A 24,377-nucleotide genomic window follows, 5' to 3' on the forward strand; every position below is an offset into this window, starting at 1 on the left:
CCCTCGGCCCGTGCGCGGCCTTCGCCACTCGGGCCTGTGGCGAGTGGGCCCTCGGCCGGGCGCCCTGGTCCGGGCGCTGTCACTCGTAGGCCGTGGTCTCCTCGAGCGCCGCGTCGCGCACGTCGGCGGCCGGGTGGCGGCGCAGCGTCCGCAGCAGCTCGCGCCAGGGCGCGGGCCACCCCTCGCGGCTGCCCAGCGCGCCGGTGACGGCGACGGCCACCAGCCCCTCGGCGTGGCCGCCGTGCTCGGCCAGCGCCTGGACCTCGGCACGCAGTACCCCGGCGTCGCCCGGCTGATCCCGGCGCTCCAGGCGTCCGCGCAGTTGCTCGGCGACACGCGCGGCGAGCGCCGGGCGCCCGGCTCCGGCCATGGCGGTCACCCGGCCCAGGCGCGGCGGGACGGCGGTCAGGTCCAGGTGCGTCGCGGCGAGGCCGGCGGCCAGCGCCACGTAGGCCTCGTACTCCGCCAGCAGTTCGGCGGCGGCGAGGCCCGCCGGGCGCACACCCGCCTCGGAGCGGCCGACGGGGGCCTCGAGCCGGGCGACGAGGAACTCGACGCGCCGCCGCGCCGGCCGGTCCCGCCGTTCGCCGGCGTCGCTGTCGTCCTCGGCGGCCGCGCCGGCGAGCGTGCGCAGCGCGTGCAGCAGCCCGGCCAGCCCGTGCGGCGCGCTCGTCGCGGCCTCGGTCAGGGCGCTTGCCGCGGAGTGCCAGGTACCGCGGTTCGTGAGGTCCGTGACGGCCTCGGCCAGCACTGCGGGGGCCTCGGGAGACCAGGGGGTCCAGCGCGCCAGCGCCTGGAAGGCGGCGACCGTGGTCGCGGGGTCCTCGGCGGCGGCGACCTCGCGCACCAGGCGGGCGTACCGCGCGCGGTGGGCGCCGGGCAGGTCCAGCGGCGCGGCCCGCAGCAGGGCGGTCCGCAAGGCGGGCGCACCGCTGGCGGCGTCCCGCAGCAACTCCCAGACCTCGTCGCGCCCCAGCAGCCCGCCGGCGCAGGACACACAGGCGGCGCGTACGTCCGGGTGGGTGTCCGCACGGGTGTGGACCTCGCTGATCAGAGCCGCGGCGTCCGGTACGGGAAGCCGGACCGCGGCAAGCCGGACCGCCTCCTTCCGGCTGGTCACCTTGGCGTCCGGCGCCCGCAGCACGTCCCTCAGGTGGACGGCGACCCGCGACGGGGGCGCGTGCCGGGACGCCTGGGTGACCGCGTACACGGCGACGCGGGCCCGGTCACCGCCGGCGTGCGCCAGCAGCTCGGGCAGCGAATCGGCGGCCCGGTCGGTGTGGGCCAGGGCGGCGAGCGCGGCCTCGGCGAGCACCACCTCCGCCGCGCCGGTCCAGCGGCGTACCAGGTCGGCACCCCCGTCGGGCACGGCCGCGGCCTGCGTGAGCGAGCTCGCGCGCTGGTACAGCGTCAGCCCGGAGTCCGCGGCCTGCTCGGCCAGCAGACGCAGCAGGGCCTGCTGCTGGCGCGGTACCCACCGGCGCACGTCGTACGGGTCCAGCGGCAGGAATGGGGGTCTTGCCTTGGTCAGGAAGCGGCCGTAGGGCGGGGTGTCGGCGAGGAGCACGTCCAGGAGGTCGGTGCGGTGCGCGACGAGCGCGGTGCGGACCGGGGGCAGCGCGGCCGCCGACGGTTCGCGGGCGAGGACGCGGGCCACCCGCTCGTCGCGTGTGGCGGTCGGCTCCAGCCACAGGGCGACCGCGGCGCGTACCGTCGCGTCGTCGCCGTACCGGACGGCCTGCCAGAGCATGTCCTGCAGTTCGGTCATGCCGGCGGCCCGGGACCCCACCGCGCGGGCGAGCGCGATGACCAGGCCGTAGTCGGACTTCTCGGCGCCCGCCTCGATCCACGGCCGCAGGGCCTCGTACACCTGGTGCTCCTGGCCGCGCCGCAGGGTGTGGTCGAGGCGCCCGAGGTCGGCGCCCCCCGTCGTGTCGGATATCCGCACGAGGGTGCGCAGCGCCCAGTTCACCAACGAGCGCGTCCCCTCCGCCGCGTGCTCGCGCAGCACGTCCAGGGCGAGTCCGCTGAGCGACCGCCGGGTCTCGTACGAGGAGTCGCGGGCCTCGACGGCGTCGGTGGCGATGCGGTCCAGGTGTCCGGCGGCGTCCTCGGTGAACAGCGCGGGCGGGACGGCGCGCGTCGCCCGCAGGGCGGCGGCCCGCACGGGGTCCTGTTCGTTCCGCAGCCGCCCCATGTCCTCCAGGGCGGCGGTGACCGCGGCCCGGTCACCGGAGCGGGCGGCGTTGCGGATCAGCAGCGGCCAGGCCCGGGCGCGGTCGTCGGCGTCCGGACGCCGGGTGGCGGCCGCGAGACGGTCGCGTACCTCGGCGACGGGCAGGAACGACTCGACGCCGAGGATCGTGTTCTCGGCGGCACCGGTCTCACGCGCGCGTGCGGCGGCCTCCCGGGCCTCCTGCTCGGCGTGGTGGCGGGGCAGCACCTCCAGCAACTGCTCGGTGGTGTCGGCCGCCCCGGCCCCCTTCCCCTCCCGGACGGCCGTGCAGAGCGCGTGGCGCCGGGCGGGCGGGAGCGCCTTCAGCAGCCGCGGGAGGTCGCCGTAGGGCAGCAGGGTGCGGCCGTAGGCGACGAGTTCGGGCGAGTCGGTCCGGGTCAGTCGGTACAGCGCCGTGCGCCCGAGCCCGTGGACGCGCACGACGGGGGCCCAGGCGGGCGTGGGCAGCAGCCGCAGCACCCGTCGCGGGTCCACGGCGGCGAACGCGGGCAGGTGGCCGCGCAGTTCGTCCGGCAGACGGCCCGGCCCCCGCAGCTCCAGCAGCGCCAGCACACGCGCCGGCTCACCGGACGCGAGAGTGGCGAGCGCGTGCGCGTACCGATGCCACCAGGTGTCGCGCAGGGATTCCGGCAGCGCGGTCAGTTCCTCCTCCAGCACGCCGAGCAGTGCCGCCGGGTGCCGCTTGGCGAGCGGCGTCCACGCGCGGACGGCGTACAGCAGGCCGGGCAGCAGCCGGGCGACGGTCGGCGCGGTGCAGCCCGGCAGCAGGCGGGCGGCCTCGGCGTCGCCCCAGTCCCGGCGCAGGCCCTCGACCAGCCGGTCGGCGAGGGCGGTGCGTCCGCCGGTCACGACGGCGCGCAGCAGGTCGCGGCGTGCCGCCTCGGGGGCGTCGGCGAGCGCCGCCTCGAACGCCGTGTCCGGCACGCCGAGGCTGTCGGCGACGCGCAGTGCGTGGCCGCGCACGTACGGGTCGGCGTCGGCGATCCGGTCCGCGATCCACTCGGCGTCACCCACCGCGGACGCGGCGACGACGGCGAGCCCGCGCCCGTACGCTCCGTGCCGTTCGAGCTCGCCGAGCACGGGGCGCGAAGCGGCCGACTCCCTGACTCGCACGACGAGTTCCCGCAGGCGGGAGGAGTGGGCGAGTGGGTCCAGGGCGTGCAGCAGGCTCTCGGCCTCGGCCTGTGCGGCGGTTCGCGACATGCGGGGATTGTGCCTGCCGCGGCGGGCGCGGGCACAGCGAATTTCGGTGCGGGCGGTGCGTCGCCGGGGGCCGGCCGGGCTCAGTGCATGGTGCGCCGCAGCGCCAGCCGTTCCTTCTCCGACAGCCCGCCCCAGACGCCGAAGCGCTCGTCGTTGCTCAGCGCGTACTCCAGGCAGGCCGAGCGGATCGGGCACAGGGCGCAGATCCGCTTGGCGTCCCGTACGGAACTGCCGGGCTCGGGGAAGAAGAAGTCTCCCCCGGTCTGTGCGCACAACGCCTCCTCCTGCCAGGCGAGGTCGGGCGTCGCGATCGTCTCGATGTGCATGGACAGCAGCGTGCCGGGCGGCGAAAAACGTTCGATCAACGCGGGATCAACGCCGCTCGGCCGGGCCCGTGGCCGACCCGATGGTCCCCCGCCCGGGACGGGGACGCACGGCGGCGCGCGGAAGCGATTGTCAGTGGGGGGTGGAAGACTCGGCAGTGCAGGCAACGGGACCCTTCCGAGGAGGGCGATGATGCTCACCACCCGTTACGTCACCGGCGCCCCGAACTGGGTCGACGTCGGCACGTCCGACATCGACGGCACCACTTCCTTCTACGGGGAACTCTTCGGCTGGCGGTTCCGGTCGGCGGGGCCCGAGGCGGGCGGCTACGGCTTCTTCGAGCTGGACGGCCGGATCGTGGCCGGCGGTAGGGAGACCACGCCGGAGCAGGGCCCGCCGTCCTGGACGGTGTACTTCCAGACGCCGGACGCGCAGGCCGCCGCCAAGACCTCCGAGCAGTCCCGCGGCGGTGTGCTCGTGCGGCCGATGGATGTGCTGGGCCAGGGCACCATGGCGATCCTCGCCGACCGGGCCGGGGTGCCGTTCGGCGTCTGGCAGCCGGGTCGGCTGGGCGGCCTGGGCGTGGCCGGTGACACCGGTGCGCTGTGCTGGGTCGAGCTGTACACGGCGGACATCGCCGCCGCCGCCGCGTACTACCGGGCGGTGCTGGGGCTGGAGACCTCGGCCGTCTCGTTCCCCGGCGGCGCGTACACCTGCGTCAATCCGGCGGGCGAGGGCGAGGAGAGCATGTTCGGCGGCGTCGTTCCGCTCGCCGACGACCCGCTGGAGACGGACGCCCACTGGCTGCCGTACTTCGCGGTCGACGACACGGACGCCGTGGTCGCCCGGGCCCGGGAGCTGGGCGGCGCGGTGCGGATGCCCGCGACGGACATCGAGGGCGTGGGGCGCCTGGCCCGGCTCGCCGATCCGTACGGCGCCCGGTTCGCGGTCCTCAGGCCGCTGCCGCGGGAGGTTTAGGGGCCGGGTGGTGGTCGGCCCGGCGGTCGGACGGCAGGACCGCGTCGGGTCGCGCGGGCGGCCACGCGCCACCGCAGGCCACACCCCCCGGGCCATGGGCGAACCCGTCCCCCGGTACGTCGGATCGCACGGGCGACCGCGGGCCACACCCACGAACCGCCACGCGCCACCGCAGGCCACACCCCCCGGACCATGGGCGAAACCGTCCCCCGCCACGTCGGATCACACGGGCGACCGCAGGCCACACCCACGAACCGCCACGCGCCACCGCAGGCCACACCCCCCGGACCATGGGCGAAACCGCCCCACGCGCCGCGTCCACGCCGGGGCCGCCGGACGGGGCAGCCCTCCGCCCGGCAGGGTCCCGAGACCCGCCGAGCGCGGTCACCGCCTCACGCGGTCGCGCGTCGCACCAGGGTCGTCGGCAGGACGACACCGGACGCCGTGTCCGGCCCGGTCGGCGCGGGCTCCCCCGCGGCGGTGCCGTGGTCCAGGCCGCGCAGCAGCAGGCGGGCCATCAGCCGGCCCATCCCCTCGATGTCCTGACGGACCGTGGTCAGCGGCGGGTCGGTCTGCTCGGCGACCGGCAGCATGTCGTCGAAGCCGACCACGGCCACGTCGTCCGGCACCCGCCGCCCGCGCTCGCGCAACACCCTCAGCGCCCCCGCCGCGGTGAGGTCGTTGGCCGCGAACACGGCGTCCAGGTCCGGGCACCGGTCGAGCAGCTCCCGCATCGCCCGCTCCCCGCCGCCCGAGGTGAAGTCCCCGCGCGCGATCAGCCCCGGGCCGGCGTCGCCCCGGACGTCGCGGAAGCCGGCGAGCCGGTCGGCCGCGGACGTCTGGTCGAGCGGGCCGGTGATGTGCGCGACGCGGGTGCGGCCGAGGCCGGCCAGGTGGCGGACGGCGTCGCGGGCGCCGCCGCGGTTGTCGCTGTCCACGTAGACGACGTCGTCCCGGCCGTCGTCCCAGCCGGGGCGCCCGCCGAACACGGTCGGCACGCCGGCGCCGCGGACGAGGCCGGGCAGCGGGTCGTCGAGGTGCAGGGAGAAGACGAGCGCGCCGTCGACGTGGCCGCCGGCCAGGTAGCGGCCGACGCGGGCATGGTCCTCGCGGCCCTCGGTGAGCAGCAGCACGAGCTGGTTGTCGTGGGCCGTCAGTTCCTTGCTGATGCCGCGCAGTTGCTGGGCGAAGTACGGGTCGGCGAAGACCCGGGTCTCCGGTTCGGCGGCGACGACGGCGACCGCGTCGTGGCGTCTGGTCACCAGACTGCGGGCGGCCTGGTTGGGCACGTATCCGAGCTCCTCCACCGCACGCCGGACCCGCTCGGCCAGCGCCTCCCGCACCCCCTGCGCCCCGTTGACCACCCGGGACACGGTGGCCCGCGAGACCCCGGCGCGCTCGGCCACGGCCTCCAGCGTGGGACGCGGCGCGGTCTCGGTCACGGGCACTCCCCTTCGGCGGCTGCGGCTCAGGATAGCGGCAGGCCGTCGGGCGGTAGGGGGCGCGCTCGGCGTCGGAATCCCGCTTGCGCGGGGGCCGGTGCGGCGTCAGGATCGGCGCATGTTCATCAGATGGGTGCACGACGCCTGATCGGCTCTCCGTCCTCTCAGTGCTCGTGGGCGGGGGCCTCCTCCCCGGTCGCGGTCTCCTGCCCGTGCTCGTGGGCGTGCGGATCGTACCCGGGGATGGTGCCGTCCGGTTTCTTCACCAGGAACAGCCCCACCATCCCCATGTCGGAGTGGCTCTGCACGTGGCAGTGGTACATCCACGCCCCGGCGCCCACCCCCTCCCCCGCGATGATCTGGAAGCCGAAGGAGTCCGCGGGCCCGGTGATCTTGTTGTCGATGACCTGGCTCGGGTCGTCGGGCCCGGTGAGCATGCCGGTGCGGTTGTCCGCCCAGCGATGACCGTGCATGTGGAAGGTGTGGTAGTACTCGCCGTGCGTGATCATCACGATCTCGACGCGGTCGCCCACGGTGGCCTCGAAGTCGGGCCCGGTGTGCGGCTCCCGGTTGTTGATGAGCATGTCGTTGAAGACGATCGTGTGCGTCGCGTCCGGCAGTACGTCGCCCTTGCGGCGCACGATCACCGGGCCGTACAGGCCCTTTCGGATGCCGCCGGTGCCGTGCTCGGTGCCGACGACGTGGTCGTGGTAGTGCCAGTAGCCCGCGCTGCCCGCCCGCCAGGTGCCGTCCTTCCGGCGGCCCGGCTTGTGGGTGCGCCAGGTGTAGGTGCGGGTGCCGCCGGGCTCGACGTCGCTCTTGTTCATCCTCGTGCCGTCGCTGGATATCTCGTAGTCCAGGCCGTGGACGTGCAGGCTCGCCCGTACGTCCATCGTGTTCGTGAACTCGATGTGCAGCGTGTCGCCCTCGTTGAGCTCGATCAGCGGGCCGGGGACGGACGCCTTGCCCTTCTCGAAGCCGTAGCCCATCTGTCCGTCGGGCAGCCTCTCGGCGTACATCTTGACGTGTCTCACCTCGCCCCCGGCCGGAGCCGTCCTCGCGGTGACTGACTTGGCCGCCCCGGCCGCGCCGGCGGTCTCCGGAGCGATGGACAACGATGTCGCCGCGGCCGCGCCGCCCAGTAGCACCCGTCGGTTGAAGCCTCGCCTGTCCATGCCGAACTCCCCACGCTGATAAGGAATTTGCGGAGACGTAGCCAATGGGACGCCGGTGCGACGACCTGATTGGCCGTGATGAACCTGTGGGACGGTACCGGTTGCCGCCGGGTTTATCCACACTCAGGACAAAGTTCGTTCGATCCCGGTCATACCTATTGGCGAACCATGCAAAGAGGTCTAACTTCCTTGGCGCTGCTGCCGTGACCGAGGAGGTGCCCATGCCCTTAAGAGGGTTGAGCGCGAGAAGCAGAGGCTGGGCGGCGTTCGCGACCGCCGGTTTCGTCGCCGCGGGACTGCTGGCGGGCCCTGCCGCCAGCGCACGTCCGGCGCCGGACCCGTCCCTGACAACGATGTCGATCAAGTCGCCGCCCGGCGGCGCCAACGTACGTGTGCTGATCTTCTACGGTTCCGCCGCGGCCGGGGACGAGTCCCCGGTCGTGAACGCCGGGATCGCGGCCATCGAGCGGATCGGGCTCTCCGGCCCGGCCAAGGAGCGCTTCAGGGTCGAGGCCACGGACAACGCCTCGGTCTTCACCAACGACAAGAAGCTCGGCCGCTTCAACGCGGTCGTGTTCCTGACCGGCGGCGGCGACGTCCTGACGCCGGCCCAGGAGGCGGGCCTGGAGGCGTACATGGAGGCCGGCGGCGGGTTCGTCGGCATCCACGACGCGGCCCGCGCGGAGCCGTACTCGGACTGGTTCACCGGTCTGGTCGGCGCCCGCCCGGCCGCCTCCAGCCCGAGCAAGGTCCAGCGGGCCACCGTCGAGGTCGGGGACCGGCGCCATCCGGCCACCAAGGACCTGCCGGTGCAGTGGAAGCGGCCCGACCAGTGGATGAACTGGGTGGAGAACCCGTCCGGCGACGTGCACACCGTGGCCCGGGTGCGCGAGTCGACGTACCAGCCCGGCGCGAGCGCCAACGGCTGGGACCACCCGGTGAGCTGGTGCCGGGACTACGACGGCGGCCGGTCCTTCTACACCGGCATGGGCGGCACGGTGTCGTCGTACGACGAGACCGACTTCCGCGCCCATCTGCGCGGCGCCCTGATGTGGACCACGCGGCTGGCGCAGGCCGACTGCAAGGCGACCATCAACGGCAACTACAAGGCCGAGCGCCTGACCGACCCCAACCAGCCCGGCCAGAACGACCAGATCGGCGAGCCGCACGGCCTGGTCACCGCGCCCGACGGCCGCGTGTTCTACATCGGCCGGGGCGGCGCGGACTCCTCCCAGCCCGTGGTCACCGACTGGAACGACCCGGACATCGGCAAGGGCAAGGGCGAGATCCACGTCTGGGACCCGAAAACCGACAAGGTCACGCTCGCCGGTGAACTGACCGTCTTCGGCAACAAGGGCGGCGGCGGCGAGCTGACCAAGGTCGAGGAGGGCCTGCTCGGCATCGAGCTGGACCCGGCGTTCTCCGAGAACGGCTGGGTGTACCTGCACTACACGCCGCACTCCGAGATCAACCGCGACACCCACATGGCCGAGCGGCGGGTCTCCCGCTTCACGCTCGACCAGGCGACCGACAAGCTGGACCTGGGCAGCGAGAAGGTGCTGCTGAAGTGGCCGGTGCAGATCCACAGCTGCTGCCACGCGGGCGGCGGGCTGGCCTGGGACTCCAAGGGCAACCTGTACATCGCGACCGGTGACAACAACTCCAGCGGATTCAGCGGCGGCTACTCGGGCAACAACCCGGAGCCGAACTTCAAGGGCGTGTCCTTCGCCGACGCGCGCCGCACCGCCGGCAACACCAACAACCTCAACGGCAAGATCCTGCGCATCCACCCGGAGCCGGACGGGACCTACACGCTCCCCGAGGGCAACCTCTTCACCGGGAAGGAGACCGCCGAGGGCGGTGGCAAGACACGCGGCGAGATCTACGTGATGGGCGTCCGCAACCCGGCGCGCATCTCCGTCGACAAGGAGACCGACACCCTTTACGCGGGCTGGGTCGGCCCGGACGCCGGCTCCCCGTCCCCGACCTGGGGCCCGGCCAAGTACGACACGTTCGCCGCGATCACCGAGGCGGGCAACCGGGGCTGGCCGTACTGCATGGGCAACAAGCAGCCCTACCGGGACCGGAACCTGCCGGACCCGTCGAAGCCGCTGGGCTGGTACGACTGCGACGCCCCGAAGAACGAGTCGCCGAACAACGACGGCCTGGTCAACCTGCCGCCGGTGACCGGCAACAACATCTGGTACTCGCCGCAGGGCGGCGGCCCCGACTTCCCGCGCGACGAGAACGGCATCCCGTCGTACGAGCAGGACGAGGCCACCTACAAGCTGCCCTGGCTCAAGGGCGGCGGCCAGGCCGCGATGAACGGCCCGGTCTACCGCTACGACGCCGGCAGCACCAGCGAGACCAAGTGGCCCGCGTACTGGGACGGCAAGTGGTTCGTCGGTGACTTCTACGACGCCGACCAGCCGCGCAACGCGGTGCTGATGGACCCGAAGACGCTGGGCGACGGCGGTCTGCCGGTGCACTCGGAGTCGCTGAAGAAGATCGTGCCGGTCGGCAACGACGGCATCAAGAACCTGATGGGCTGGAAGTTCGGCCCGGACGGCGCGCTGTACGTCCTCGACTACGGCCGCGGCTTCTTCACCTCGGACTCCAAGTCGGCCCTGTGGCGGGTCACCTACGAGGGCGGTGGGCCGACGCCGGCCGCCGGACAGCTTGCGAGGGGGTCCGAGTGATACGCCAGCGAAGAATGTGGGCCGCCCTGCTGGCCGGCCTGCTGATGATGCTCGGTCTGCAGACGACGTCCGCGTCCGGGCAGACCCGGGCGGAGACCGGGGCCGTCGCCGCCGACCAGGTCCTCACCTGGACGGCCGGCAACGACATCACCCAGTACACGTCGGCGCCCGAGACGGCGGTGGCCGGTCCGGCCACGATCGTCTTCGAGAACAGTGAGGCGACCGGCAACACCACCGGCATGCCGCACACGCTGACGTTCGTGACCAGCGATCCGGAGTACAACAACGACGTCCAGCTCAACATCCTGGCCAACCCCTTCGACGACCAGGGCGGCAAGCACACCGCCGAGGTCACCCTCACCCCCGGCCGCTACCTCTACCACTGCACGATCCCCGGCCACGGGGAGATGAAGGGCGTGCTCGTGGTGACCGAGGGCGGTGGCGGCGAGGACACCACGGCGCCCGAGACGTCGGCGGAGGTGGACGGTACGCAGAACGCCGACGGCCAGTACGTCGGGTCCGCGAGCGTGACCGTCGCGGCCACCGACGAGGGCGGTACCGGCGTCGAGCGGATCGAGTACGCGATCGGCTCCGACGGCGCCTGGCAGCCGTACACCACGCCGGTCGTCGTCGACCAGGTCGGCGACCACACGGTCCGCTACCGCGCCTTCGACAAGGCGGGCAACGCCGCCGCCGAGAAGAGCGTCACGTTCACGGTGGTGCCCCCGCCGACGGACGACACGACCGCGCCTGAGACCTCGGCGACGGTCAGCGGCGAGAAGAACCCGGACGGCGCGTACATCGACATGGCGACGGTGACCGTCACCGCGTCCGACACCGGTTCCGGCGTCAACACCATCGAGTACGCGGTCGGTGACGGCGCCTGGCAGGCGTACACCGCTCCCGTGATGGTGCACGAGGTCGGCGAGCACACCGTGCGCTACCGCGCCTCCGACAAGGCGGGCAACGTGGCGGCGGAGAAGAGCGTCGCCTTCACCGTCGTCGCCGCTCCCCCCGAGGACACCACCCCGCCGGTGACCGGCGCGACCGTGGAGGGCACCAAGAACTCCGACGGCGCGTACGTCGGCAGCGCCGAGGTGACCGTCAGCGCCACGGACGAGGGCGGCTCCGGCGTGGCGGGCGTTCAGTACTCGCTCGACGCGGGCCCCTACCTCGCGTACACCGAGCCCGTGGTCGTCGACCGGGTGGGCCGGCACACCGTGGCGTACCGGGCGAGCGACAAGGCGGGCAACACCTCCGCGCCGCTGACCGTGAGCTTCACGGTCGTGGCGGGCCAGGTGCCGCCGCCGCCCTGCCCGGAGTACGACGAGCGCCTCACGGTGATCGTCGGCACGGTCGACTCGGGTGTGCCGAACCGGGTCACGAACAACCGGTGCCGGATCAACGAGCTGATCGAGGACGAGAAGGAGTGGTCGTCCCAGGCGCTCTTCCTCAAGCACGTCCGGGAGGTCATGGACGCGCTCCTGGACGAGGGCGTCGTCGACAAGCGCGAGTACCGGGCGATCAACAAGGCCGCCCGCCAGTCGAAGATCGGCAGGCCCGGCCAGACCGAGGGCTACCGCACGATCCTCGACGGCAGCCGGGAGTCGTTCGCGAAGTGGGAGCAGGTGGGCGGCGGTTCGTTCGGGCTGAACCCGGACGGGTCCATCACCTCCGGCACCACGAGGCAGGGCCTGGGCATGCTGTGGTTCCCCGAGCGCAAGTACGGCGACTTCTCGCTGAAGCTCCAGTGGCGTGACGACGCCCCGGACACCGGCAACGCCAACTCCGGTGTGTTCGTGCGCTTCCCGCAGGTCCACGACCACCCGGAGGAGTCCCGCCCGGAGTGGGTCGCCATCAAGTACGGGCACGAGGTGCAGGTGTTCGACAGCCCGGTCGGCGACATGTACAAGACCGGCTCGGTCTACGGCTTCGACCGGGTGGGCCTCGCCGGGGCCGGTGTGACGGAGAAGGGCACCTGGAACGACTACGAGATCCGCGTGGTCGACCAGCACTACTCCATCTACCGCAACGGCAAGCTGATCAACGAGTTCGACAACGTCGGCGGCCAGGAGTTCACTCCGCCGCGCTCGGACGACCCGGGCACGGACGGGCGGCGGTTCGCCGCCGGCTACATCGGACTCCAGGTCCACGGCACGACGGACGTGGTCTCGTACCGGGACGTCCGGATCAAGGAGCTGTAGCTCAGCTCTCCTGAGGGCGCGGCTTCTTCGCGCGGCTCGGCTGTACCCGGCTGGGTTCCCCCGGCATCTTCGGATACTCGGGCGGGTACGGCAGATCACCGAGCCCGTGGTCGTGCTCGTCCTTCGTCGCCAGCTCCAGCAGGGCGTCGAGGGAGTACCGCACCTCGTCCATGCCCGCGTGCACGTCGCCGAGTTCGGCGAAGCGCGCGGGCATGGTCGTGATGTCGAAGTCCTGCGGGTGGACGACGCCCACCTCCTCCCAGGTCAGCGGTGCGGAGACGGGGGCGTGCGGGCGGGGGCGCACGGAGTAGGCGGAGGCGATGGTGCGGTCGCGGGCGGTCTGGTTGTAGTCGATGAAGATGCGCTCGCCGCGCTCCTCCTTCCACCACTTGATGGTCACCCGGTCCGGCATCCGCCGTTCCATCTCGCGTCCGACGGCGATGGCGGCGCGCCGCACCTGGGTGAAGGTCCAGCGCGGCTCGATCGGTACGAAGACGTGGATGCCGCGTCCGCCGGAGGTCTTGGGCCAGCCGCGCAGCCCCCCGAACTCCTCGAGCACCGCCCGCAGTTCGTGGGCGGCGCGGGCGGCGTCGTCGTAGTCGGTGCCGGGCTGCGGGTCGAGGTCGACGCGGAGTTCGTCGGGGTGGTCGACGTCGTCCCGGCGCACCGGCCAGGGGTGGAAGGTGAGGGTGCCGTACTGGGCGGCCCACAGCACCGCCGCCTCCTCGGTGGGGCACATCTCGTCGGCGCTGCGTCCGCTGGGGAAGGTGATGTGCGCGGTCGGGATCCAGTCGGGCATCCCCTTGGGCGCGCGCTTCTGGTAGAACCACTCGCCGGTGACGCCGTCCGGGTAGCGCTGCAGGGTGGTGGGGCGATCGCGCAGGGCGCGCAGGATGCCGGGGGCGACCGCCTGGTAGTACCGGGCCACGTCGAGCTTGGTGTAGCCGTGCTCCGGGAAGAAGACCTTGCCCGGGCTGGACAGCCGCACGGTCCGTCCGCCCGCTTCCAGTTCCACCGCTTCCGCCATGCGAGCCACGGTAGGCGCGCCCCGGGGACCTCGCACATCAGGCGACGCGGTCACCGGCACTCGGCCGGCTCGGCCACCCGTCTCCACGACTCGCCCGAGTGGGCAGCCGTCCACGGGTCGATGCCCTTCGGCGGCCCCCTCGGCACGAGCGCTCTGCCTCTGTCACGCCTCCCCGTACGGTGCCCTGCCGCCACGCCCCGCTACCCGGCCATGCTCCCGTCGCTCATCAGGACCCGGCGGCCGGTGAAGCGCCGGGCGACCAACACGACCTCGACGGTGTGGCCGTCGAGGTCGTCGAAGGGAACCGGCGCGGCGGCCGGGCAGAGGGACCCTGACGGGCGGCCGGAATCACGCCGCGTACGCGCGGCGGCGTGGGCGCCCGGTCTCCCGGGGCGGTATCGGATGTAGGAGCAGTAGAACCTGATCACCCGGCAAGCTCGACAGGCGACGTCCACGGGCCGCTCATACAGTCGGACCATGGATCTGCCCGTGATGCCGCCCGTCAAGCCGATGCTCGCCAAGTCGGTGGCGAAGATCCCGCCGGGGATGCACTACGAGGCGAAGTGGGACGGGTTCCGGTCGATCGTGTTCCGCGACGGCGCGGATGTCGAGCTCGGCAGCCGTACCGGCAAGCCGCTGACCAGGTACTTCCCGGAGCTGGTGGCAGCGGTGCGGGAACGGTTGCCCGAACGGTGCGTGGTGGACGGGGAGATCGTGATCGCGCGGGAGGGGCACCTGGACTTCGACGCGCTCACCGAGCGGATCCACCCGGCGGACTCCCGGGTGCGGATGCTGGCCGAGAGGACACCGGCCTCGCTCGTGGCCTTCGACGTGCTGGCGCTGGGCGAGGAGTCCCTCCTCGACGTCCCGCTCGCCGACCGGCGGGCGCTGCTGGTCCGGACGCTGGGCGAGGTCACGCCGCCCGTGCACGTGGCGCCGGCCACGGACGACATCGAGGTGGCCCGGCAGTGGTTCGAGCGGTACGAAGGGGCGGGTCTCGACGGTGTCGTCGCCAAGCCGCTCGACCTGCGGTACCGCCAGGACGAGCGGGCCATGTACAAGATCAAGCACGAGCGCACGGCGGACGTGGTCGTCGCGGGCTACCGCCTCCACAAGAGCGGGCCCGTGGTCGGCTCGCTGCTGCTGGGCCTCTACGACGACCGGGGCGTCCTCCAGCACGTGGGCGTGAGCGCGGCCTTCACCATGAAACGCCGCGCCGAGCTGGTCCAGGAGCTGGAACCGCTGCGCATGGACGACGTCCGGGGCCATCCGTGGGCCGCCTGGGCGCAGGAGTCGGCGCACGAGTCGGCCCGCCTGCCCGGCGCCCCCAGCCGCTGGTCGGGCAAGAAGGACCTGTCCTGGGTGCCGCTGAGGCCGGAGCGGGTGGTCGAGGTGGCCTACGACCACATGGAGAACGGGGCGCGCTTCCGGCACACGGCCCGCTTCCGCCGCTGGCGCCCGGACCGGACGCCGGAGAGCTGCACCTACGCCCAACTGGAGGAGCCGGTCCGCTACGACCTGGCGGAGATCCTCGGCGGTCCCTGACGGCGTCTCACGGCTTCAGCAGGACCTTGACCGCGCCGTCCTGCTTCTTCTGGAACATCTCGTACGCGTGCGGCGCGTCCGACAGCGGCACCCGGTGGGTGGCGAAGTCGTCGACGCCGAGCGGGTCCTCGTCCGTCAGGTACGGGATGATCTCGTCGCTCCAGCGGCGCACGTTGGCCTGCCCCATGCGCATCTGGATCTGCTTGTCGAACAGGGTGAGCATCGGCATCGGGTCGGCCATGCCGCCGTAGACGCCGGACAGCGAGATCGTGCCGCCGCGGCGCACCAGTTCGATGGCGGTGTAGAGGGCGGCGAGCCGGTCGATGCTGAAGCGTTCGGCGAGCGGGCCGCCGATGGCCCGGGGCAGCATCGCCGAGGCCTGCTGGGCGAGCTTGGCGGCGGCGCTGCCGTGCGCCTCGGTGCCGACCGCGTCGATCACGGCGTCGGGGCCGCGGCCGTCGGTCTCGTCCTGGATCGCCGCGACGAGTTCCTTCTCGTTGTCGAAGGACCTGAGGTCGTACGTCTCGACGCCCCGCTCGCGGGCCCGCCGCAGCCGCTCCGGCACGAGGTCCACGCCGAAGACCCGTCCGGCGCCCTTGGCCCGGGCGATCCGGCAGGCCATGTCGCCGATCGGGCCGAGACCCAGCACGGCGACGCTGCCGCCCCGCGGCACGGACGCGTACTCGACCGCCTGCCAGGCGGTGGGCAGGACGTCGGAGAGGTAGACGAAGCGGTCGTCGGCCGGTCCCTCCGGCACCTTGATGGGGCCGTACTGCGCCTGGGGCACGCGCAGGTACTCGGCCTGGCCGCCGGGGACGGCGCCGTACAGGCGGGTGTAGCCGAACAGCGGGGCGCCCATGCCCTCACCGGTGACCTGGGTGGTCTCGCACTGGGTCGGCAGTCCGGTGCCGCACATGTAGCAGTGCCCGCACGCGATCTGGAACGGCACCACGACCCGGTCGCCGGGCTTCAGGCCGGTCACCTCGGAGCCGACCTCCTCCACGATGCCCATGGGCTCGTGGCCGAGGATGTCGCCCGGTGTCATGAACGGCGTGAGCACCTCGTACAGGTGCAGGTCGGAGCCGCACAGCCCGGAGGACGTGACGCGGATGACCGCGTCCGTCGGTTCCTGGATCCGCGGATCGGGCACGTCCTCCACCCGTACGTCCCGCTTGCCCTGCCACGTCACTGCCTTCATCGCCTCGCGCTCCCTCCGTCGCCCGTGCGCGTCGGTCTTGCGTGACGGCCGGGTACCCGAGGGGCCCTGAGCCGAACCGCCGCCGGTTTCGTCCGAACAGCGGATTATGTACCGCCTTCCGCGCGCCTTATCAGATTCGGTCAGGTATGGCACCAAATGATTCTCGAAGCGCACAATCGATGACACAGGACGGACGGGCGGATGGTCGGAATGCGACGACGGACGCACGGGCGGCGCGGCAGCGCGCTGCTGACCGCAGCGGTGGCGGTCTCGCTGGCGGCGGGCTGCACGGCCGGGCCCGGGGCGGAGGAGGACCCACGGGCACCGCGTCCGGAGGGCTCGCGCAGCGCGGAGGCCGACCCCGGCCCGGTGCTCGCCGTGAAGGTCGACAACGTGCGCGCGGCCCGCCCGCAGACGGGCCTGGACGCGGCGGACGTGGTCTACGTGGAGCCGGTGGAAGGCGGGCTGAGCCGCCTGATGGCGATCTACGCGAGCCAACTGCCGGAGTCGGTCGGGCCGGTGCGCAGCGCCCGTGAGTCCGACCTGGAACTGCTGCGCCAGTTCGACCGGCCGACGCTGGCCTTCTCGGGCGCGCAGAGCAAGCTGCTGCCGCTCATCGACGAGGCGCCCCTGCGTGCGGAGCCGCCGGGCGAGGGGTCCGACGCCTACCTCCGCGACGAGGACCGGCCCGCCCCGCACAACCTCTATCTGCGGCCCGGCCGGCTGCTGCCGAAGCCCGCGGGCGCCGACGCCCTGACCACGGGTTTCCGCTACGGCGAGGCCCCCGAAGGCGGCCGGGCCGAGTCCTCCCGCACGGTGCGCTACCCGTCGGCCTCCTTCACCTTCACCTGGTCCGGGAGCCGGGACCGCTGGCTGGTCGCCATGGACCAAGATCCGGCCCGGACGGCCGACGGCGGGCGGCTGGCCCCGGCGACGGTCGTCGTGCAGCACGTGGACGTGCGCGAGTCGGACCTCCGCGATTTCCGGGGCAACCACTCCCCCTACGTCGAGTCGGTGGGCTCCGGAGAGGCCGAGGTGCTGCGCGACGGGCGCGTCCACGAGGCGACCTGGAAGCGCGGCACGGCGGCGGACGGCACGTCCTTCACCGCCGAGGACGGCGCACCGCTGGAGTTCGCCGAGGGCCAGGTGTGGGTGGTGTTCGTCGATTCGACGAGGGAGCCCTGATCAGCCCGGGGCGGCCGCGGGTTCGGCCGGGTCGCGGAGCCCTTCGGCGGCGTCCGCGACCCGGCGGATGAGGTCGAAGAAGACGGCCTGCTCGCCGGCGGAGAGCGGGGCGAGGAAGACCTGGTTCATGCGGGCCGTGCGCACGGTCAGCTTGCGGTGGACGCGCATCCCCTCGTCGGTCGGGCGGAGCAGGAAACGACGGCCGTCCTGCGGGTCGCGGACCTTGTCCAGCAGCCCGCGGCGGCCGAGCCGGCCGATCACCTCGGCGATGGTGGACCGGTCCAGCCCCACCCGCTCCCCCGCCGTGCGCTGGTCCAGCCCCGGCTCGGCGACCAGTGCGTTCAGGACCGCGAACTGGGGCGAGGTGGTCTCCTCCGAGACCATCGTGTTCCACAGCAGGTAGTGCGCCTGCTGCAGCCGCCGGGCCAGGTGCCCGGGATGGGTGGTCAGGTCGACCGCGGCCATGTGCGCTCCTGTGGTCACTTTCGTTTGTGTACTGACGATACATCGGACCGGCGACGGCCGTCCGCAACCTGACCAGGCGATCTACCTCGTGTTTCTTCTGGTCTTGACGCCCTGGCCGTCCGGTGGCAGCGTATGGGAAACCTCGCTGAAATACTCAGTGCCCTGATTAATTCGCGGTCGATCACCGATTCGCGGTCCGGGGTGCTCGGAAGAGATGGGGCTTCTCGGATGGACAAGGTGGTGGCCACGGCCGCTGCGGCGGTGGCCGACGTACCGGAGGGCGCGTCGCTCGCGGTGGGCGGCTTCGGGCTGAGCGGTGTGCCGAACGTGCTGATCCAGGCGCTGTACGAGCGCGGCACCGGCGGGCTGTCGGTCGTCTCCAACAACTGCGGGGCGATGGACTCCGGGCTGGCGGTCCTGCTGGCCGCGGGGCGGATCGCCCGGGTGACCGGGTCCTACATCGGCGCCAACAAGGAGTTCGCGCGGCAGTACCTGGGCGGCGAGCTGGAGGTGGAGATGATCCCGCAGGGGACGCTCGCCGAGCGGCTGCGGGCCGGCGGGGCCGGCATCCCCGCCTTCTACACCCCGGCGGGAGTGGGCACACAGGTCGCCGACGGCGGGCTGCCGTGGCGCTACGACGGCTCCGGCGGGGTCGCGCTGGCCTCGCCGCCGAAGGAGGTCCGCGAGTTCGAGGGGACGGAGTACGTGCTGGAGCGCGGCATCCGCACCGACTTCGCGCTCGTGCGGGCGGCGAGGGGCGACCGGCACGGCAACCTGGTGTTCGCCAAGTCCTCGCGGAACTTCAACCCGCTGGCCGCGATGGCCGGGCGGGTGACGGTCGCCGAGGTGGAGGAGCTGGTCGAGCCCGGCGCGATCGATCCGGACGCGGTGCACCTGCCGGGGATCTTCGTGCAGCGGGTCGTGGCGCTGACGGCGGAGCAGGCGGCGGACAAGAGGATCGAGCGGCGGACGGTGAGTTCCTGATGGCATGGACGCGTGAACAGATGGCCGCGCGGGCCGCGCGGGAGCTGGCGGACGGGCAGTACGTCAACCTCGGCATCGGTCTGCCGACGCTGATCCCGAACCACCTCCCCGAGGGCGTGGCGGTGACCCTGGAGTCCGAGAACGGAATACTGGGCACCGGCCGGTACCCGACCGAGGCGGAGGTGGACCCGGATCTGATCAACGCCGGGAAGGAGACGGTGACGGTCCTGCCGGGCGCCTCCTTCTTCGACTCGGCGCTGTCCTTCGGCATGATCCGCGGCGGGCACATCGACGTCGCCGTGCTGGGGGCCATGCAGGTCTCCGCCTCCGGGGATCTGGCCAACTGGGCCGTTCCGGGCAAGATGATCACCGGGATCGGCGGGGCGATGGACCTCGTCCACGGCGCCCGCACCGTGATCGTGGTGATGACCCACACCGCGAAGGACGGCTCGCCCAAGGTCCTTGAGGAGTGCGCGCTGCCGCTCACGGGCAAGGCGTGTGTGAACCGCGTCATCACCGACCTCGGTGTCCTCGACGTCACCGGCGACGGCCTGGTGCTGGTCGAGACCGCGCCCGGGGTGAGCGTCGACGAGATCACCGCCAAGACCGATGCCAGGCTCGTCGTCCCGGAGGGGCTCAAGTGAAGGACGTCTACATCGTCGACGCGGTCCGCACCCCGTTCGGCAAGTACAACGGCTCCCTGGCCGGCGTACGCCCCGACGACCTGGCCGCACACGCCATCCGTGAACTCCTCGCCCGCACCCCCGCTCTGGACCCCGCCCGGATCGAGGACGTGTACGTCGGCAACGCCAACGGCGCCGGCGAGGAGAACCGCAACGTCGCCCGTATGGCGGGACTGCTGGCCGGCCTGCCCACCAGCGTCCCCGGCGTGAGCGTGAACCGGCTGTGCGCCTCCGGCCTCGAGGCGGTGATCCAGGCCGCGCGGGCCATCGCCCTCGGCGACGCGTCGATCGCCCTCGCGGGCGGCGTGGAGTCGATGACCCGGGCGCCGTACGTGCTGCCCAAGCCGGACCGGGCCTTCCCCGCCGGGCACACCGAGATGTACTCCACCACCCTCGGCTGGCGCATGGTCAACCCGAGGATGGACCCGCAGTGGACCATCCCGCTCGGGGAGTCGGCGGAGCTGATCGCGGACAAGCACGGGATCACCCGCGAGCAGCAGGACGAGTACGCCCTCGCCTCCCACCGCAAGGCCGCCCGCGCGCGGGCCGACGGCCTGTTCGACGGCGAGATCACGCCCGTCCCGGTACCGCGGCGCAAGGGCGGCCCGGTGGACTTCGCCTCAGACGAGTGCGTACGCCCGGACGCCTCCCCGGAGGGGATGGCGAAGCTCAAGCCGTCCTTCCGCACCACCGACGGCACCGTGACCGCGGGGAACGCCTCCCCGCTCAACGACGGCGCCGCCGCCCTCCTCCTGGTCGACGAGGAGGGCCTGAAGGCCACCGGCCGCGAGCCGCTCGCCCGGGTCCGGGCCACCGGCGTCTCGGCGACCGACCCGCACTACTTCGGACTCGCCCCCGTCGAAGCCGTGAACCGCGCCCTCGCCAAGGCCGGCCGCGCCTTCGCCGACCTCGACGTCCTGGAACTCAACGAAGCGTTCGCCGCCCAGGTGCTGGGCTGCGTCGCCGAGTGGCCCGAGTTCGACCCCGCGGTCCTCAACCCCCGGGGCGGGGCCATCGCGCTGGGCCACCCGCTGGGCGCCTCCGGTGCCCGCCTCGCCGGCACCGTCGCCCACCAGCTCGCCCGCAAGGGCACCGGCACCGGCGTCGCCACCCTCTGCATCGGCGTCGGCCAGGGCCTCGCCCTCGTCCTCGACCGCTAGTCACGTCACCCACGGGAACCCCCATGACTCTCACCCAGCACGACATCGACGCGGAGATCGCGGCCGAGCACGCCGCCTACGAGAAGCGGGTCGCCGACGGCGCGCCCGTCGAGCACCACCCGCGCCGCGACTACGCCCCGTACCGCTCCTCGGTACTGCGCCACCCCAAGCAGCCGCCGATCACCGTCGACGTCACCAAGGACCCCGAGCTGGTGGAGCTGTCCTCCCCCGCCTTCGGGGAACGGGACATCACCGGGATCGACAGCGACCTGACCCGGCAGCACACCGGGGAGCCGGTCGGTGAGCGCATCACCGTCTCCGGCCGGCTGCTCGACCGGAACGGCAAGCCCGTGCGCGGCCAGCTCGTGGAGATCTGGCAGGCGAACTCGGCCGGCCGCTACGCGCACCAGCGCGAGCAGCACGACGCGCCGCTCGACCCGAACTTCACCGGCGTGGGCCGCACCCTGACCGACGACGACGGCTGCTACCGCTTCACCACCGTCCAGCCGGGCCCGTACCCGTGGCGCAACCACGTCAACGCCTGGCGCCCGGCCCACATCCACTTCTCGGTGTTCGGCTCGGCCTTCACGCAGCGGCTCGTGACGCAGATGTACTTCCCGAACGACCCGCTGTTCCCGTACGACCCGATCCTGCAGTCCGTGACGGACGACGCCGCCCGGCAGCGGCTGATCGCGACGTACGACCACAGCCTGTCCGTGCCCGAGTTCTCCCTCGGCTACCACTGGGACATCGTGCTCGACGGCCCGAACGCCACCTGGATCGAAGAAGGACGCTGACCCCCATGACGAAGACCGACACCAGCAGCCCGGAGAACGTGCCGCCCACGCCGTCGCACACGGTCGGCCCGTTCTACGGGTACGCGCTGCCCTTCCGCGGCGGCGAGGACATCGCGCCCGCCGGGCACCCGGACACGATCACCGTGCACGGGTACGTGTACGACGGCGAGGGCGAACCGCTGCCGGACGCGCTCCTGGAGGTGTGGGGGCCGGACCCGGCCGGCGAGCTGCCTACCGTCGACGGCTCGATGCGGCGCGACCCGGCCTCCGGTGGCTTCCTCGGCCGCAACGGCGTGGAGTTCACCGGCTTCGGCCGCATCCAGACCGACGCGAACGGCCACTGGTACGCGCGGACGCTGCGCCCCGGGGCGCGCGGGAACAGCGCGCCGTACGTCAGCGTGTGCGTCTTCGCGCGGGGGCTGCTCGTGCACCTGTTCACCCGGATCTACCTGCCGGGCGACGAGGCCGTGCTCGCCGCGGATCCGCTGCTGTCCCGGGTGGCCGCCGAGCGCCGCGACACGCTGGTCGCCGCGGACGAGGGCAACGGGACGTACCGTTTCGACATCCGCCTTCAGGGCGAAGGCGAGACGGTCTTCCTGGAGTTCCAGTGACATCAGCTCCCGAAGCTCCCGGCACGGGCCTGCTCGCCCCCGGGTGGGCGGGCTCACCGGCCGCCGACGCGACCGACGACCGCGCCTGGCTGCGGGCGCTGCTCGACGCGGAGTCGGCCCTGACCCGGGCTCAGGCGGGGCTGGGCCTCGCCCCCGCCGAGGCGGCGAGCGCGGTGACCGAGGCGGCCGACCCGGCCCGTTTCGACGTGCGCTCGCTGGCCGAGCGAGCCCGGGACGGCGGGAACCCGGTCATCCCGCTGGTGGCCGACCTGACGAAGGCGGTCGGCGAGGAGTACGGGCCGTACGTGCACCGGGGGGCGACCAGCCAGGACGTCCTGGACACCGCGACGATGCTGGTCGCCGCCCGCACCCTGGACCTGCTGCTGCCCGAACTCGGCCGTACGGAGCGGGCGCTGGCCGCGCTCGCCGCCGGGCACCGGGACACCGCGATGCCGGGGCGGACGCTGACCCAGCACGCCGTGCCGACGACCTTCGGGCTGAAGGCGGCCGGCTGGCGCACGCTCGTCCTCGACGCGCGCGACCGGATCACCGCCGTACGCGACGCCCTGCCCGCCCAGCTCGGGGGCGCGGCGGGGACCCTGGCCGCCTTCGGGGCGTACGGCGCGGCCGACCCGACCGTGCTGTCGGCGGCGTACGCCCGCGAACTGGGGTTGCGGGCACCCGAGTTGCCCTGGCACACGCTGCGCACCCCGGTCGCCGACCTGGCCGGGTGCCTCGCCTTCGCCGCCGGGGCGCTCGGGAAGATCGCCGCGGACGTGCTGACGCTGTCCCGCACCGAGATCGGTGAGGTCGCCGAGGGCAGCGGCGGCGGGTCGTCGGCGATGCCGCACAAGGCCAATCCCGTACGGTCCACACTGATCGCGGCGGCCGCCCGGCGCGCGCCGCAGCTCGCGGCCACGCTGTACGGGTCGCTGGCCGCCGGGGACGAGCGGCCGGCCGGGGCCTGGCACGCCGAGTGGGAGCCGCTGCGGGACCTGCTGCGGCTGACCGGCGGCGCCGCCCGGGACGCCGCCGAACTGACCGAGGGGCTGCGGGTGCGCCCGGACGCGATGCGCGCGCACCTCGGCCTCACCCACGGGCTGATCGTGTCCGAGCGGCTCTCGGCCGAACTGGCGCCGGTGCTGGGACGGGCCCGCGCCAGGGCGCTGCTCGCCGAGCTGGCCGAGCGGACCTTCGCCGAGGACCGCACCCTGGGCGAACTGCTCGCCGACGTACCGGAGTTGTCCGGGCTCGACCTAGACGCTCTGACCGACCCCGCCCGTTACACCGGCTCCGCCGGAGCCCTGACCGACCGTGCTCTGGAGCGACGTTGATGATGCTCGACCACCTGGCCGAAGGCCCCGCCTCCGCTCCCCCGCTGCTGCTCGGGCCCTCGCTGGGCACCTCGTACGCCCTGTGGGACAAGGTGGCGCCCGAGCTGTCCATCGGGCACCGGGTGATCCGCTGGAACCTGCCGGGGCACGGGGGTTCGGCGGCGGAGCTGATCGGGCCGGGCGCCACCGTCGGCGACCTCGCCGGCCTGGTGCTCGCGCTGGCCGACTCGCTCGGGGTGGAGCGGTTCGCCTACGCCGGGGTGTCGCTGGGCGGCGCGGTGGGTCTGCATCTGGCCGTGCATCACCCGGAGCGGGTGTCGTCGCTGGCCGTCGTCTGCTCGTCGGCGCACTTCAACGGCGCGAAGGCCTGGGAGGAGCGGGCCGCGCTGGTGCGCGCGGAGGGGCTGGCGAAACTCGCGGCGAGTGCGGACGAGCGGTGGTTCACGCCCGGGTTCACCGTGCCGGAGCTGGTGCGGGACCACCGGCACGCCGATCCGGGGGCGTACGCGGCCTGCTGCGACGCGCTGGCCGCGTTCGACCTGCGGGACCGGCTCGGCGAGATCTCCGCGCCGACGCTGCTGATCGCGGGCCGTCAGGACCCGGCGACGCCGCCCGCGCATCTGCGGGAGATCGCCGACGCGGTGCCGGACGCGACGCTGACCGAGCTGCCGGGGGCCTCGCACCTGGCGCCGGCGGAGCGGCCCGAGGCGGTGCTGACCGCGCTGCGGGCGCACTTCGACGGCGGTGCCGAGCGGGGCATGGCGGTGCGGCGCGAGGTGCTCGGGGACGCGCACGTGGACCGGGCGCAGGGGAGGCAGACCCCGTTCACCGCCCGCTTCCAGGACTTCATCTCCCGTTACGCCTGGGGCGAGATCTGGACGGACGAGACCCTCTCGCGCCGCGAGCGCAGCATGATCACGCTGACGGCGCTGGTCGCGCACGGCCACTACGAGGAGCTGGCCATGCATGTGCGGGCGGCGCGCCGCAACGGCCTGACGCCGGACGAGATCGGCGCGGTGCTGCTGCAGACGGCGGTGTACTGCGGGGTGCCGGCCGCGAACTCGGCTTTCGCGGCGGCCCAGCGGGTGCTGGCCGAGGAGGACGGCACCACCGTCTGACCTCAGCCC

At 73.2% G+C, this 24,377-nt stretch carries 19 protein-coding genes; 12 read left to right on the forward strand and 7 right to left on the reverse strand.

The features are described from left to right. Positions 1–79: 79 nt before the first annotated feature. Both B1H29_RS39180 and B1H29_RS05690 read right to left on the reverse strand, forming a co-directional pair. Positions 80–3,439, reverse strand: a complete 3,360-nt coding sequence (locus tag B1H29_RS39180; RefSeq protein WP_055419178.1) for a hypothetical protein — start codon at positions 3,437–3,439, stop codon at positions 80–82. Between the two features lie 80 nt (positions 3,440–3,519). After that, complete coding sequence (locus tag B1H29_RS05690; RefSeq protein ID WP_079160709.1) at positions 3,520–3,765, reverse strand: WhiB family transcriptional regulator; 246 nt, start codon at positions 3,763–3,765, stop codon at positions 3,520–3,522. Between the two features lie 190 nt (positions 3,766–3,955). Here B1H29_RS05690 and B1H29_RS05695 point away from each other — a divergent pair, with 190 nt between their 5' ends. Next, complete coding sequence (locus B1H29_RS05695) at positions 3,956–4,741, forward strand: VOC family protein (RefSeq protein WP_055419924.1); 786 nt, start codon at positions 3,956–3,958, stop codon at positions 4,739–4,741. 392 nt (positions 4,742–5,133) lie between these two features. Here the strand turns inward: B1H29_RS05695 and B1H29_RS05700 are convergent, their stop codons facing one another. Further along, positions 5,134–6,183 (reverse strand): LacI family DNA-binding transcriptional regulator, encoded by a 1,050-nt coding sequence (locus B1H29_RS05700; RefSeq protein WP_055419180.1) that lies wholly within the window; start codon positions 6,181–6,183, stop codon positions 5,134–5,136. A gap of 164 nt (positions 6,184–6,347) precedes the next feature. Beyond that, positions 6,348–7,358, reverse strand: coding sequence for a multicopper oxidase domain-containing protein (locus B1H29_RS05705; protein ID WP_055419181.1), 1,011 nt, complete (start codon positions 7,356–7,358; stop codon positions 6,348–6,350). A gap of 221 nt (positions 7,359–7,579) precedes the next feature. On the opposite strand from B1H29_RS05705, the gene B1H29_RS05710 reads away from it, so the two are divergent. Together B1H29_RS05710 and B1H29_RS05715 are read left to right on the forward strand one after the other, a co-directional pair. Beyond that, complete coding sequence (locus B1H29_RS05710) at positions 7,580–10,057, forward strand: ThuA domain-containing protein (RefSeq protein WP_199832370.1); 2,478 nt, start codon at positions 7,580–7,582, stop codon at positions 10,055–10,057. 14 nt (positions 10,058–10,071) lie between these two features. Continuing rightward, complete coding sequence (locus B1H29_RS05715) at positions 10,072–12,261, forward strand: OmpL47-type beta-barrel domain-containing protein (protein ID WP_055419183.1); 2,190 nt, start codon at positions 10,072–10,074, stop codon at positions 12,259–12,261. Position 12,262: 1 nt separating this feature from the next. Here the strand turns inward: B1H29_RS05715 and ligD are convergent, their stop codons facing one another. Beyond that, entirely contained in the window at positions 12,263–13,288 is a 1,026-nt protein-coding gene (gene ligD / locus B1H29_RS05720; protein ID WP_055419184.1) for a non-homologous end-joining DNA ligase, read from the reverse strand. A gap of 477 nt (positions 13,289–13,765) precedes the next feature. On the opposite strand from ligD, the gene B1H29_RS05730 reads away from it, so the two are divergent. Further along, entirely contained in the window at positions 13,766–14,833 is a 1,068-nt protein-coding gene (locus tag B1H29_RS05730) for an ATP-dependent DNA ligase (protein WP_055419186.1), read from the forward strand. Positions 14,834–14,840: 7 nt separating this feature from the next. Here B1H29_RS05730 and B1H29_RS05735 read toward each other — a convergent pair whose 3' ends face one another. After that, positions 14,841–16,031: a zinc-dependent alcohol dehydrogenase gene (locus B1H29_RS05735; protein WP_055419187.1), complete on the reverse strand. Its 1,191-nt coding sequence runs from the start codon at positions 16,029–16,031 to the stop codon at positions 14,841–14,843. Positions 16,032–16,241: 210 nt separating this feature from the next. On the opposite strand from B1H29_RS05735, the gene B1H29_RS05740 reads away from it, so the two are divergent. Then, the gene (locus tag B1H29_RS05740) at positions 16,242–17,216 is read left to right on the forward strand and encodes a DUF3048 domain-containing protein (protein ID WP_055419925.1); all 975 of its coding nucleotides are present in this window, start codon (positions 16,242–16,244) and stop codon (positions 17,214–17,216) included. Here B1H29_RS05740 and B1H29_RS05745 read toward each other — a convergent pair whose 3' ends face one another. Continuing rightward, entirely contained in the window at positions 17,217–17,681 is a 465-nt protein-coding gene (locus B1H29_RS05745) for a MarR family winged helix-turn-helix transcriptional regulator (protein ID WP_055419188.1), read from the reverse strand. It abuts the gene before it with no gap. Positions 17,682–17,909: 228 nt separating this feature from the next. On the opposite strand from B1H29_RS05745, the gene B1H29_RS05750 reads away from it, so the two are divergent. Genes B1H29_RS05750 through pcaD form a run of 7 tightly spaced genes read left to right on the forward strand, consistent with a single transcriptional unit; the run spans position 17,910 to position 24,368 of the window. Continuing rightward, positions 17,910–18,665: a CoA transferase subunit A gene (locus B1H29_RS05750; RefSeq protein WP_055419189.1), complete on the forward strand. Its 756-nt coding sequence runs from the start codon at positions 17,910–17,912 to the stop codon at positions 18,663–18,665. Next, complete coding sequence (locus B1H29_RS05755; RefSeq protein WP_055419190.1) at positions 18,665–19,309, forward strand: CoA transferase subunit B; 645 nt, start codon at positions 18,665–18,667, stop codon at positions 19,307–19,309. Before B1H29_RS05750 ends, B1H29_RS05755 begins: the two co-directional genes overlap by 1 nt. Continuing rightward, entirely contained in the window at positions 19,306–20,508 is a 1,203-nt protein-coding gene (locus B1H29_RS05760; RefSeq protein ID WP_055419191.1) for a thiolase family protein, read from the forward strand. The genes B1H29_RS05755 and B1H29_RS05760 overlap by 4 nt, the downstream gene beginning before the upstream one ends. A gap of 23 nt (positions 20,509–20,531) precedes the next feature. Further along, positions 20,532–21,305 (forward strand): protocatechuate 3,4-dioxygenase subunit beta, encoded by a 774-nt coding sequence (gene pcaH / locus B1H29_RS05765; RefSeq protein ID WP_055419192.1) that lies wholly within the window; start codon positions 20,532–20,534, stop codon positions 21,303–21,305. A 5-nt stretch (positions 21,306–21,310) separates the two neighbouring features. Then, the gene (pcaG, locus tag B1H29_RS05770) at positions 21,311–21,916 is read left to right on the forward strand and encodes a protocatechuate 3,4-dioxygenase subunit alpha (protein WP_055419193.1); all 606 of its coding nucleotides are present in this window, start codon (positions 21,311–21,313) and stop codon (positions 21,914–21,916) included. After that, positions 21,913–23,250, forward strand: coding sequence for a 3-carboxy-cis,cis-muconate cycloisomerase (gene pcaB, locus B1H29_RS05775; RefSeq protein ID WP_055419194.1), 1,338 nt, complete (start codon positions 21,913–21,915; stop codon positions 23,248–23,250). The genes pcaG and pcaB overlap by 4 nt, the downstream gene beginning before the upstream one ends. A 2-nt stretch (positions 23,251–23,252) precedes the next feature. Beyond that, on the forward strand, positions 23,253–24,368 hold the full coding sequence (gene pcaD / locus B1H29_RS05780; RefSeq protein WP_055419926.1) for a 3-oxoadipate enol-lactonase: 1,116 nt from the start codon (positions 23,253–23,255) through the stop codon (positions 24,366–24,368). Positions 24,369–24,377: the final 9 nt, after the last annotated feature.

The sequence above is a fragment of the Streptomyces pactum genome (assembly GCF_002005225.1).
GTDB classification, from domain to species: Bacteria; Actinomycetota; Actinomycetes; order Streptomycetales; family Streptomycetaceae; genus Streptomyces; species Streptomyces pactum_A.